The sequence below is a fragment of the Nocardiopsis sp. ATB16-24 genome (assembly GCF_030271535.1).
GTDB lineage: Bacteria > Actinomycetota > Actinomycetes > Streptosporangiales > Streptosporangiaceae > Nocardiopsis.
Window position 1 is genome coordinate 157,544 of the sequence record NZ_JASCXJ010000006.1, and the last position, 11,825, is coordinate 169,368.

General features: G+C 70.4%; 10 protein-coding genes. 9 read left to right on the forward strand and 1 reads right to left on the reverse strand.

The window, feature by feature from the left end:
• Positions 1-101 precede the first annotated feature (101 nt).
• The 3 genes from PFX91_RS09545 to PFX91_RS09555 all read left to right on the forward strand — a co-directional run bounded on the left by PFX91_RS09545 (position 102) and on the right by PFX91_RS09555 (position 3,751).
• The gene (locus tag PFX91_RS09545) at positions 102-1,001 is read left to right on the forward strand and encodes a tryptophan 2,3-dioxygenase (protein ID WP_285730964.1); all 900 of its coding nucleotides are present in this window, start codon (positions 102-104) and stop codon (positions 999-1,001) included.
• Positions 1,002-1,100: 99 nt separating this feature from the next.
• On the forward strand, positions 1,101-2,339 hold the full coding sequence (kynU, locus tag PFX91_RS09550) for a kynureninase (RefSeq protein WP_285730966.1): 1,239 nt from the start codon (positions 1,101-1,103) through the stop codon (positions 2,337-2,339).
• A 557-nt stretch (positions 2,340-2,896) separates the two neighbouring features.
• A complete protein-coding gene (locus PFX91_RS09555; RefSeq protein WP_285730967.1) occupies positions 2,897-3,751 on the forward strand; it encodes a hypothetical protein in 855 nt (284 codons plus the stop codon).
• Positions 3,752-4,016: 265 nt separating this feature from the next.
• Here the strand turns inward: PFX91_RS09555 and PFX91_RS09560 are convergent, their stop codons facing one another.
• Complete coding sequence (locus PFX91_RS09560; protein ID WP_285730969.1) at positions 4,017-5,084, reverse strand: thiamine pyrophosphate-dependent enzyme; 1,068 nt, start codon at positions 5,082-5,084, stop codon at positions 4,017-4,019.
• A gap of 134 nt (positions 5,085-5,218) precedes the next feature.
• Between PFX91_RS09560 and PFX91_RS09565 the strand changes: the two genes are divergently transcribed.
• The 6 genes from PFX91_RS09565 to PFX91_RS09590 all read left to right on the forward strand — a co-directional run bounded on the left by PFX91_RS09565 (position 5,219) and on the right by PFX91_RS09590 (position 11,822).
• Positions 5,219-5,656, forward strand: coding sequence for an Lrp/AsnC family transcriptional regulator (locus PFX91_RS09565; protein ID WP_285730971.1), 438 nt, complete (start codon positions 5,219-5,221; stop codon positions 5,654-5,656).
• A 212-nt stretch (positions 5,657-5,868) separates the two neighbouring features.
• On the forward strand, positions 5,869-6,657 hold the full coding sequence (locus PFX91_RS09570; protein WP_285730972.1) for a PhzF family phenazine biosynthesis protein: 789 nt from the start codon (positions 5,869-5,871) through the stop codon (positions 6,655-6,657).
• A 29-nt stretch (positions 6,658-6,686) separates the two neighbouring features.
• Positions 6,687-7,112, forward strand: a complete 426-nt coding sequence (locus PFX91_RS09575) for a hypothetical protein (protein WP_285730974.1) — start codon at positions 6,687-6,689, stop codon at positions 7,110-7,112.
• A 584-nt stretch (positions 7,113-7,696) separates the two neighbouring features.
• Complete coding sequence (locus PFX91_RS09580) at positions 7,697-9,445, forward strand: ABC-ATPase domain-containing protein (RefSeq protein WP_285730976.1); 1,749 nt, start codon at positions 7,697-7,699, stop codon at positions 9,443-9,445.
• A 290-nt stretch (positions 9,446-9,735) separates the two neighbouring features.
• Complete coding sequence (locus PFX91_RS09585; RefSeq protein WP_285730978.1) at positions 9,736-10,662, forward strand: proteasome assembly chaperone family protein; 927 nt, start codon at positions 9,736-9,738, stop codon at positions 10,660-10,662.
• Positions 10,659-11,822 (forward strand): quinone-dependent dihydroorotate dehydrogenase, encoded by a 1,164-nt coding sequence (locus tag PFX91_RS09590; RefSeq protein WP_285730980.1) that lies wholly within the window; start codon positions 10,659-10,661, stop codon positions 11,820-11,822. The genes PFX91_RS09585 and PFX91_RS09590 overlap by 4 nt, the downstream gene beginning before the upstream one ends.
• The last annotated feature ends 3 nt before the right edge of the window (positions 11,823-11,825 follow it).

Here is an 11,825-nt window from a genome sequence, read left to right on the forward strand (position 1 = left end):
CATGATGTGTCCTCGTGTCCGCGATCGCCGTACACGGAGGTGCCGCCTTCGCGAGGTGCCGCGGGCACGCGGCAGTCACACCAGACCGACAAGGGGTTCCCATGCTCTCCACCACCGCCCAGCAGTGTCCGTACGCCGGGGAGGCCGGCGGGGTCGAGGCGGCCGGGACACAGCGTGCCGAGGCCGACCAGGACAGTCCCACCCTGTCCTTCGACCGGAACACCCCCTACGTCGACTACACGGGGATCGACACCCTCCTCGATCTGCAAAGGCCCCGCACCGATGAGCCGGCCGAGTCCGCGTTCATCATCACCACCCAGATCATGGAGCTGCTCTTCGTCCTGGTGCGGGAGCGGTGGGAGGCCGCCCGCGAGGCGTTGGAGGCCGATGACGTCCCCGGTGCCCTGGCCTGGTTGAGGCGCGCGTGCAACGCCCAGGACGTGCTCAACGACTCCTGGGCCCTGCTCGCCGACATGACGCCCACCGAGTTCAACCGTTTCCGTGACTCCTTCGGCGAGGCCTCGGGTTTTCAGTCCTACGGCTACCGTGAACTGGAGTTCCTGCTCGGCAACAAGTCGGCCGCCATGATCCGCCCGCACAAGGGCATGACCGACGTCGCACGACGCCTCAGGGATCTGCTGGAGCGCCCCGGTCTCTACGACGCCGCACTGCGCCTGCTGCACCGTCGCGGTCTCTCCGTCCCCGCCGACCGGGTCGAACGCGACTGGACCCTGCCCTATGAGCCCAGCCCCGAGGTCGAGGCGGCGTGGTCGGCCGTCTACGCCGACGACCGGCCGGGCAACGACCTCTTCCTGCTCGCCGAGGCGCTGCTCGACGTCGCCGAACGGGTGACCAGGTGGCGTCACCACCACCTGCTCGCCGTCAAGCGCACGATGGGGGCCAAGCGCGGCAGCGGTGGTTCCAGCGGTCTGAACTGGCTGGCGCGCCACGTCGAGCAGGACGTCTTCCCCGAACTGTGGTCGCTTCGCAGCACCATCTGACCCCCCTCTGGTGTCGGGGGGACCGCCGGCGCATGATCGGCCTGTGCGCCGATCACGCGCCCATCCGCAACGTTCCGAGCCTTCAGGAAGCAGGACCCGATGACCCCTACCACTCGTGAGGACTGTGCCGCGCTCGACGCGGCCGACCCCCTCGCCGCCTTCCGTGAGGAGTTCGTCCTCCCCGAGGGGGTGATCTACCTGGACGGCAACTCGCTCGGCGCGCTGCCGCGCTCCACCCCCGGTCGCGTGGCCGACATGGTCGAACGCGAGTGGGGCCGGGATCTCATCCGTAGCTGGAACGACGCCGGATGGTGGGACAAGCCGCGCACGTTGGGCGCCAAGATCGCACCGCTGGTCGGAGCCGGAACCGACGAGGTCGTGGTGGGAGACGGCACCTCGGCCAACCTGTTCAAGACGCTCGTCGCGGCGCTGCGCATGTCCGACCGCTCGGTGGTGCTGGGGGAGGCGGGCAACTTCTCCACGGACCTGTACGTCACCGAGGGCGCCGTGTCCTTGACCGGGGCCGTTCACCGTCGTGTGGACCCCGACGGCCCCGAACTGGCCGAGGCGCTCGCCGCCGACGATGTCGCGGTCGTGCTGCTCAGCCACGTGGACTACCGCAGCGGCACCATGCGCGACATGCCCGGTATCACCCGCTTGGCGCACGAACACGGCGCCCTGGTGATCTGGGACCTGTGCCACAGCGCCGGCGCGGTCCCGCTCGACCTCTCGGGCAGCGACGTGGACTTCGCCGTGGGATGCACCTACAAGTACCTCAACGCGGGTCCGGGCGCCCCCTCGTTCCTCTACGCCGCCCGCCGGCACCACGCGGTGGCCGACCAGCCGCTCAGCGGTTGGCACGGGCACGCCCGCCCGTTCGACTTCAGCGCCGACTACGAGCCCGCGCCGGGGGTGTCGCGCTTCCTGAGCGGGTCCCAGCCGTTGGTGGCCGACGCGGCGCTGGAGGCGAGCCTGGACGTCTGGGCCGGGGCGGACCTGACCCAGGTGCGCGCCAAGAGCCTGGTGATGACCGACCTGTTCCTGGACCGCGCGGCCAAGGCGGGACTGTCCTCGATCACCCCCGCCGAACACGCCCGGCGCGGCAGCCAGGTCTCCCTCGTGCAGCCCGAGGAGGGAGCGGGGTACCCGATCGTCCAGGCGCTCATCGCTCGCGGTGTCATCGGCGACTTCCGTTCTCCCGACGTCATGCGATTCGGGTTCGCCCCGCTGTACCTGAGTTATGTGGACGTGTGGGACGCCTCCCAGGCCCTGTTGGAGGTGGTGGAGACCGGTGAATGGCGCCAGGAGCGCTTCGCCCAGCGGGCACAGGTGACCTGACCCTCGCCTCGCCGCGTGGTGTCCGCCACCCCGCGGCGCTCCCCGTGGCCTCGGCGCGTTCCCCGGGCTCCGCCCAGGCGGGTGGCCGGAGAGAGTGTGAGGAGGCGCACCCAGGGCCCGTCCGCCGTCCTCGGACGGGCCCGTAAACCCCTCCTGGACCGGAGTTTTCCCCTTTTCGGTCCCGCTCGGGTCCTGGTTCGTGGGGTATTGTCCTGAACACGCTGAGTCAATTTACTTGGCGGTCTTGCGCGCTTTGCCTTGGCATGGGTTAGTGTCCCTCGTGATCGGTTCGTGATGCGCGATCGATGAACCGATGCCGAGCCCTTGGTCGGCCGAGCGCCACAAGGGAGTCGAGACCCCTTCTTCCACGGGAACAGGGCCGCGCGGACCCACGCGCCGAGCCGACGGAGAACCCTTCCGTCCCCGCCCGCCATCGCCGTCCGCGACGCGGGAGAACCCTGTCCTGACACGCCTTTCGCGGGACGCGTCCAGCGTGCCCGCCGTGTGCGGCGTGCCGGTGGTCTTCTCGGCCCTGTCGTCGACCCGGCTTTCACCTCATGAGCAAAGACACTCCCATTCAGCACGGCCACGTCACCGCGACCTACTTCTGGGACGACGGCTCCGGCATCAACGGGGACACGGGCATGCCCGCCGGTGGCGAACCCATGCAAAAGGGCCTGTTCTCCAGTCCCAGTTGGCCGCTCGGTACCGAGGGTTACATCGTCTACGAGGAGCACGAGGTCGACTTCTTCATCGGGGACCGGGGCCCGGGCGCACCGTCCCACGACTGCGACGTGCTGCTCGACATCGACGGTAAGACCTTCGCCGAGATCACCGGCCAGACCTGGGACGACACCGACTACACGGTCAGCGGCGGCAACGGTCACCTCCAGGTCGACTACTACATCACCAAGTGGGGTGACGGACACGGTTCGGAGGGTGCCCCGCATCCCTTCCAACAACCCGAGAACACGTGCGAGGACGCGGTCTCCCCGATCCCCGAGGAGGTTCTCGCCCAGGAGAAGCCGGGGAAGGCGGCTCCCGAGGGGCCCGTCGACGGATCCGGCCGGGACGACACCGACCAGGAGGAGGCCGGTCCGGGGGAGGGCGAGAAGGGCGGGACCGCGGGCGGTGACGGTGGCGGTGGCGGTGTGACCGCGGAGAGCGCGACCAACGATCTCTCCGCTTCCCGGCTCATGGGCGCGGACGGAGTGCCGGGCGGCGCCGGGCTGCTCGTCCTGGCCCTCGTCTCGGTCCTGCTCCTGGCCCTGTACTCCGTATGGACCCGGCGTCCCTCCGGGGCTCATGCCGGTGTCGCCTCCGAGGGCGGACGACTGCTGGACCGACGCAGTGGTCGGCACGGCATGGACCCGCGCCTGAAGCGGACCTTCGGGCGGCCGTACGTCGAGTGATCACCGTGGGGCGGCCTCACGCCACGACGGAGGAGGCAGGACGGGCCGTCGGTCGCCGTTGACCGTGCCGGCCCGTCCGCGCCGTGGGCGGACCGACACCGGGTCGGTGCGCCCCGCCCCGTCCCGTGCCGGCCCGTCGGGGCCGTCCGTACCCGCTCGCTCGTCGGCGCCGTTGCCGCCGAGGGTTCGGATCTCTTCGGGTCTCGGCACGGTGGTCGGGGGGCTTTTCGGTAGAGGGCGAAGGGCCGATCGGACCCTCCGCGATTCACGGTCCCGCTCTCGGCGCAGCCGGCCCGACGAGGGCCGGACCGCGGAGCGGACGATGCCGGGAGGAGGGCGTGGGGAACGGCCCGCTCCCTCCGATGACGCGCCCGCGCACGTGTGCGGCGACCTTCTCCGCGTCCGTGTGGAAGGCGGCCAGGACCCGCTCGGTCTCCTCCTCGCTGCCGAGGATCCCCTCCGATCGCAGGAACGCCTCCGTGCGGAGCAGGGGGTCGCGCTCGATCCAGTAGGCCGTCTCCGGCTCGTCCCGGCGACGGTGCGGGGCCCGGGGACCGGTGTGCGGGTCCACTCGGCAGGTGATCGCCTCGATGATGGCGGGTCCGGCGCCGCACCGTGCCTCGGCCAGGGCTCGGGAGACCACGGCGTACACCGCCGCGACGTCGTTGCCGTCGACGCGGTGGTCCACCGGCCCCCGGCCGGTCGGTCGTCGCGGCGAGAGGTCGATCGCGCGGTGGTCGTTCTGCACGAGGAAGACCACGGGGGCGTTCCACACGGCGGCGAACTCGTAGGCCTCGTGGGCGTCGCCCTCGCCGGTGGCCCCGTCGCCGATGAGGACGAGCGCGGCCACGTCACGACCCTTGCGGCGTGCGGCGTAGGTCAGGCTGACGGCGTGGGAGGCGTTCGTGGCCAGAGGGGTGCCCTGCGGAGCGCAACGGTGGCGGTGGGGGTCGTATCCGGAGTGACGCTCACCGCGGAACAGGGTCAGGGCCTGTACCGGGTCGACCCCGCGGGTGACCAGGGCGACGCTGTCGCGGTAGCTGGGAAAGAGCCAGTCCTGCTCCGACAGAGCCAGCACACCGCCGACCTGGGCCGCCTCCTGACCCGTCGAGGACGGGTACACGGCGAGGTGGCCCTGGCCGGCGAGTGTGCCGGCCTGCTGGTTGAAGCGGCGTCCGATGACCATGGCGCGGTGGAGGGCGGTGAGCCGGGTGGGATCGGGAGCGGTGAACAAAGGGTGTTCCACACGCCGGCCGTGCCGGTCCAGGAGGCGCACGGGCTCTGCCGCCGGAAGCGGAGGAGCCTGACGAGATCCCTCATCGGTGTGCTTCATGTCTTGAATATGAGGTCAATCACCCCATATTGTCGATATCCCCGCGCCGATGCTGGACGAACTGCCTGGTAATGCGGCGTGTTGATCCTGATGTTCTTATGTGACCATCATGTGAGCCGTATGAGGTAAGACACATGGCCGTGCAGTTGGACGACATCGACCGTCGCATCATCTCCCTGCTCCGAGCCGACGGGCGCATGTCCATACGCGCGGTCGCCGAACAGGCCCACATCTCCCGGGCCAACGCCTACTCGCGTCTGGAGCGGCTTCGGGACGAGGGCGTCATCCGGGGGTTCACCGCCGTCATCGACCCCGAGAAGTACGGTACGGCCCTGTCCGCCTACGTGTCGGTGCGTATCGAGCAGCACTCCTGGGAACGCTTCCGCGGTTACCTGCGCGACATCCCCGAGGTCGATCACGCCGCCCTGGTCTCGGGGGACGTCGACCTGCTGCTGCTGGTGCGGGTGACCGACGCCGCGGCCTTGCGCACCTTCGTCCTGGAACGGCTCCAGCGCATTCCCGAGGTCAAGAGCACCCAGACCATGTTCATCCTGGACGAACCGCCCTTGTAAGGCGTGCTCGGGAGAGGGGCGTGGCGCGCTCGCTCCCAGGGAGTGTTTTTTAGAAGGCTTTCGGGTCAGCGAGCGGCCGTCCAGGCAATCTCTCGCAAGACGATGTGCGAAGTTCAGCCTGGTTGTGCTTCACGAGCGCAGAGGCGTAGCGAGAGGCAGCCTGGTGGACGCGAGCCCGGAATGATGCAAAAAACACGACCTAAGCTGGGCCCATGCCCGAGTACCGCGTGGTCGACGCCTTCACCGACCGGCCCCTGTCCGGAAACCCCGCCGCCGTCCTGGTCCTGGACGAGGCCCGCCCCGATGACTGGGCGCAGGGAGTGGCGGCCGAGTTCAACCTGTCCGAGACGGCTTTCGTACGTCCGATCGAGGCGGAGGGGGCCGACTACGAGCTGCGGTGGTTCACGCCCACGGTCGAGATCGACCTGTGCGGTCACGCCACCCTGGCCAGCGCCCACGTCCTGGCCGAGCTCGGGGTTCCGGGCCCCTACCGCTTCACCACGCGCAGCGGTATCCTCACCGTCACCCGGCGCGGAGAGAAACTGTGGATGGACTTTCCCGCCCGTCCCCCCAGGCCGGTCGAGGCGCCCGAGGGGCTGGCGGAGGCCCTTGACGCCGAACCTCTGTGGACGGGGCTGGGCGGAGGGGAGGACCTTCTGGTCGAACTCGCCGACGAGGGGACCGTCCGTGGCCTGGCGCCCGACATCGCCGCACTGGCTCGGCTGCCCCACCACCTGGTGATCGTCACCGCCCGTGCGGACGAGGGACCCGATTTCGTCTCCCGTGTCTTCGCTCCCAACGTCGGTGTGCCCGAGGATCCCGTCACCGGCCGGGCGCACACCGTCCTGACGCCCTTCTGGGCCCGACGTCTGGGCCGGAGCGGTCTGACCGCGCACCAGGCCTCCGACCGCGGGGGCGACCTCGACCTGGAGGACCGGGGAGAGCGCGTGCTGATCGGCGGGCGGGCGGTGTCCGTGGCCAAGGGGACCCTGTACCTCTAGGGTGTGGACAGTCGACAAGGAGCCGCGCCATGGAACAGTGGGCCACCAAGGAAGAGATCATCGCCGCCCGTGAGCGCCTGGAGGCCGCACACTCCGGTTGGCGGCGGCCCGCCGCCTACGGGGTCGGCCTCGTGAAGGACGAGGGGACCGTGTTCGGTCTGGTCAACGAGGGGGGCAACCATCTGCCCGCGGTGGTGCTGGCCCGTGCGCTCGGTCACCGACGGGGCACCGCCACCTATCCCGTCTCCACCGACCTTCTGGAGGAGGCCGTGGCCGGACTGGCCCCCGCCGAGGCCTGTACCGACTACGACCATCCAAATCTGCACCACTGGCGCGAACTGCTGGCCCGGACCGCCACGGGGGAGGGGCGGCTCGTCGCGGTGTTCGTCGACGATCTGACGGACCCGCCCGTGGACGAGCACGACCGGGCCCTGCGCGCGGCCCTGCGTGCGTGAGGCGAGGCACCTCCTGTCCCCGCCGAACGTGCCCGCGTACGTGACGGCTCCGATATGTGGGGGCATTGTGTCCGCATTCGCCATATCTTGGCCTCTCTGTGAGAACGCGGAGCTCTGCATGGGTGCGGGAGATTTCAGTTTTCTCCCGCGCGTGTCCCCCGCTTCCGGTAGAACTGAATCGAGGCACCTCCCCACCCCTCCCGGGGAGGTGCCGGTCTCCCGCCTTCGGCGCGCCCCCTTGGTGCCGAAGGCGGGCGGCGCACCCTGACCGGCCCCGGCACCCCACCGGGGCCGGTCTCGTCTCCGCTTCACCTCGGGGAGATGAAGGACCCCCTGGACGGGAGTTCGTCCGGTGAGCCCACGGCCCCACCGGACGAACGGCTCTTCCGGAAGGGGCCGTGCCGTCCTCCTCCTGTTCCTCCTCGTGGAGCCGTATCGGAAGGGCGGACCGGAGCACCGCGACAGGACCTCTCCCGTCGGTCCCGGCGAAATCGCGCGCAGGACGCCCTGGGATCCGCCACGGCGGGTCGGGAGAGGCCCTAACCTGACCGGAGCAACGCAAGGCCACACTCAGGGGGAGGACGATGAACTCACGTCACGGTGACGGCCGGGGGCGTCGGCGGGGAGGCGGAGGCCGCGGCGGTGGGCACAGACCCGAACCGGAGCCCCTGCGCGGAGTACGCGACGACGCCCGCCTCTCCGAGGAACTCCTGCGTATGGACGGGGCCTCCTACGGGCGTTACAAGTCTCTTCGGGGGGACTGGGACTTCGGTGACTTCACCCTGACCGTGCAGCGGGTACAGGCCGACCCCTTCGCTCCGCCCTCGCGCGTGCGTGTGCTCGTTCCGGACAGCGGTGTACCCGAGAGTGCCTGGGGCGACCCGGTACGCCGCCGCGCCACCGCCGACTACCTGGGGCGGCGGGCCCACCGGTTGCTGCGCGGGTCGCTGCTCAGGATCGACACCGGAGGCCAGGAGGTCATCGAACGCTCCTCCTGTCGACTCACCGACGGTGGTATCGATCTGCGCATCGGTATCGACCTTCCGGGCCACGGTCGCCGTATCGACGGCCGTACGGCCGAGCGCGAACTGTGCCGTACCCTGCCCGACCTGGTCGACGGACTGGACTGGGAGGAGATCGACGTGGAGGAGGCGGTCGCCTTCGCCGACAGCGTGGCGGACGCGGTGACCCTGCGCTCCGGGCTGGCCGAGCGCGGACTGGTCGCCTTCGTCGCCGACGGTGCGATCCTGCCGAGGCGCAGCGGTGTCAGCGACGAGCCGATGACCCGGGGAGCGGTGCCCTTCTCCTCCCCCGAGAGCCTGCGTGTGAGCGTCGAGCTGCCCCACCGCGGCACCGTGAGCGGTATGGGCGTACCCGAGGGCATCACCCTCATCGTCGGCGGCGGCTTCCATGGCAAGTCCACGCTGCTGCACGCCCTGGAACGTGGAGTCCACGACCACGTGCCCGGTGACGGTCGCGAACTGGTGGTGACCCGGCAGGACGCGGTCAAGATCCGTGCGGAGGAGGGGCGCCGGGTCGAGCGCGTGGACGTCAGTCCCTTCGTGCGCAACCTGCCCACGGGGGCCGACACCGGCGAGTTCCGCACCGAGAACGCCTCGGGGTCCACCTCCCAGGCCGCCAACATCTGCGAGGCGGTGGAGGCGGGGTCGCGGACGCTGCTGGTGGACGAGGACTCCACGGCCACCAATCTGATGATCCGTGACGAACGCATGCAGGCCCTCGTCCACGGAGACCGGGAGCCGTTGGTCCCCTTCATCGACCTCGTACGTCCCCTGTACCGCGACCACGGGGTCTCCACGGTCCTGGTCATGGGCGGCAGCGGCGACTACTTCGACGTGGCCGACCAGGTGATCATGCTCGACGCCTACCATCCGCACGATGTCTCCGAACGGGCCCGGGAGCTGGCCCGCGCACGCACCGACGCCGACTTCACCCCACCGCGCGCGCGGGTGGTCGACCCCGCCTCGGTGGACGACACCACCTCCCGAGGCAGGGGCAGGATCAAACGCCGCGACACCGACGTGCTGGTGTTCGGCGAAAGCGACGTCGACGTGCGCGCCATCGAGCAGTTCGTCGACCCCGGCCAGATCACCGGAGCCGGACTCGCTCTGCGCGAGCTCGTCCGGGGAGGCCACCTGGACGGCACGCGCACGGTCGGCGAGGCTCTGGACTCCCTTGAGCGGGCCTTGGACGGGGAGGGCGTCCTCCTGCTCGGCGCGGACTTCGGTGGCGACTACGTCCTGCCCCGCCGGTACGAGATCGCCGCCGTCCTCAACAGACTGCGCACCCTGAGGGTGCTCGGGATGCGCTGACCGGACACGCGAGGCCCCGCCGGAGGCCGGGCAGGTTCAAGGGGTCTTCGCGGGGCCCGGGAACGCCTCCCTGGCCGTCAAGGCCGTGCCGACCGCCATGAGCACGGGTTCGGGCCGGTGTGACGGAGGCCGCACGGCTCGTCGGTTCTGACACGGGGTCGGTAATGTGGACAAGCAGGACACAGCGCCCCGGTCGGCGGCAGGCTGGGGCGCTCAGAGCCTCCCGACAGTCTTGACCACCGCATGAGCGCGGTCCCCGCTACCCCGACTTTTTCTGGAGACGAGAACCGGTGCGTGATTCCGCAGACCTGTATCAACTCCACCCTGGCTTCGAGGACGTCGCCGGGCTGGCGATGCTCGTCTTTTTGGACGGCTTCGTGGACGCCGGTCACACCGGACGCCAGATGGTCGCGTCGCTGTTCGACCGACTCACCGCGGAGGAGGTCGCGACCTTCGACGGTGACCGTCTGGTGGACTACCGGTCGCGCCGACCGACGATGACCTTCGTCGAGAACACCTGGACCTCCTACGAGACGCCCAAGCTCGCCCTGTACCGCATGCACGACGAGGAGGGGTCCCCCTTCCTCCTTCTGCGCGGCCCCGAACCGGACCTGGAGTGGGAGGGCTTCTGCGCCGCCGTCATCGGGCTCGTCGAGCACTTCTCCGTCACGCTGTCCGTCAGCGTGCACGGCATCCCCATGGCGGTCCCGCACACCCGGCCGATCACGGTCACCCCTCACGCCACCCGTCCCGAACTGATCGAGGGCCACAGCTCGTGGATCGGACGCGTCGAGGTGCCCGGCAGCGCCGTCTCGCTGCTGGAGTACCGCTTGGGTGAGAGGGACCACGACTTCATCGGCTACGCCGTCCACGTACCGAGCTACCTGGCCCAGTCTCCGTACCCGCGTGCGGCCATCGCCGCCACCGAGTACGTGGCCACGGCCACCGGTCTGGTCCTGCCCACCGGTGCGCTGGAGGAGGCCGCCGGCACGACCGACGCCGACATCGAGGAACAGGTCGCGGCCTCCGCGGAGGTCCAGCGTGTCGTGGCCAACCTGGAGCGTCAGTACGACGACATCATGTCCGCACGGACCGACCCCGAGGACCGTCCCGTGCTCCCGCTCGCCGAGGACGAGACCCGACTGCCCACCGCCGAGGAACTCGGCGCCGAACTCGAACGCTACCTCGCCGAACGCGAGGGTGACGGAAACGGATGAGCGTGCTCTACCAGATCTTCTTTCGCTCGGTCCTGCGCCATATGGACGCGGAGAGGGCCCACAGGCTGAGCTTCGCCGCGCTGCGCGGTGCGGCCGCCGTTCCGGGGGCCGCCGCGGTCATGGGCAGGGTGCTCGGGCCGCGCGAACCGGAACTGAGGGTGCGCGCTCTGGGTCGGGAGTTCCCCGGGCCCCTGGGGCTGGCCGCGGGCTTCGACAAGAACGCGGAGAGCCCTTCGGGACTGGCCGCGCTCGGTTTCGGCTTCGTGGAGATCGGCACCGTCACGGCCCAGCCCCAACCGGGCAACCCCGCACCGCGCCTGTTCCGGTTGGTGGCCGACCGCGCGATCGTCAACCGGATGGGTTTCAACAACGAGGGCTCGGCCCTGGTCGCCGAGCGTCTCCACCACCGATCGGGCGCGCGCCGGCCCATCCTGGGGATCAACATCGGCAAGACCAAGGCGACCCCCGAGGAGGAGGCCCCCGAGGACTACGCCCTCAGCGCGCGGCGCCTGGCCCGCCACGCCGACTACCTGGTGGTCAACGTCAGCTCGCCCAACACGCCGGGACTACGCGACCTCCAGGGCGTGGAGCGGCTGCGACCCCTTCTGGTCGCCGTACGAGAGGCCCTCGTCGAGGTGGGACGCCCCGAGCTCCCCCTGTTGGTGAAGATCGCGCCCGACCTCGCCGATGAGGACGTCGACGCCGTCGCGGACCTGGCCCTGGCCGAGGGGCTGGACGGCATCATCGCCACCAACACCACCATCTCCCGTGAGGGGCTGGCGACCCCCGCCGACCAAGTGGAGAGGGCGGGGGCCGGTGGGCTGTCCGGTGCCCCGCTCAAGCGTCGCTCCCTGGAGGTACTGCGCCGTCTGCGAGCCCGCGTGGGCGACCGTGTCACCCTGGTGGCCGTCGGCGGTATCGAGACGCCCCAGGACGCCTGGGACCGGATCCGGGCCGGAGCGACCCTCGTACAGGGGTACACCGGTCTGGTCTACGGAGGCCCCCTCTGGCCCCGCCGTGTCCATCGGGGCCTGGCCCGGCTGGTGCGCGCCGCCGGCTACCGCTCCGTCCAGGAGGCCGTCGGCTCCGACGTCGGCGACCGGACCGGCCCCGTGACCCAGGTGCCCGCCCCGGCTCCCGAGGCCGTCGACACCCCCTGAACC

Bases quoted from the DNA above. Each gene is read 5' to 3' on its own strand.
- PFX91_RS09565 (WP_285730971.1), top strand. From the start codon at position 5,219: ATGGCCGTGCAGTTGGACGACATCGACCGTCGCATCATCTCCCTGCTC.
- PFX91_RS09545 (WP_285730964.1), top strand. From the start codon at position 102: ATGCTCTCCACCACCGCCCAGCAGTGTCCGTACGCCGGGGAGGCCGGC.
- PFX91_RS09575 (WP_285730974.1), top strand. From the start codon at position 6,687: ATGGAACAGTGGGCCACCAAGGAAGAGATCATCGCCGCCCGTGAGCGC.
- PFX91_RS09555 (WP_285730967.1), top strand. From the start codon at position 2,897: ATGAGCAAAGACACTCCCATTCAGCACGGCCACGTCACCGCGACCTAC.
- PFX91_RS09590 (WP_285730980.1), top strand. From the start codon at position 10,659: ATGAGCGTGCTCTACCAGATCTTCTTTCGCTCGGTCCTGCGCCATATG.
- PFX91_RS09560 (WP_285730969.1), bottom strand. From the start codon at position 5,084: ATGAAGCACACCGATGAGGGATCTCGTCAGGCTCCTCCGCTTCCGGCG.
- PFX91_RS09570 (WP_285730972.1), top strand. From the start codon at position 5,869: ATGCCCGAGTACCGCGTGGTCGACGCCTTCACCGACCGGCCCCTGTCC.
- kynU (WP_285730966.1), top strand. From the start codon at position 1,101: ATGACCCCTACCACTCGTGAGGACTGTGCCGCGCTCGACGCGGCCGAC.
- PFX91_RS09580 (WP_285730976.1), top strand. From the start codon at position 7,697: ATGAACTCACGTCACGGTGACGGCCGGGGGCGTCGGCGGGGAGGCGGA.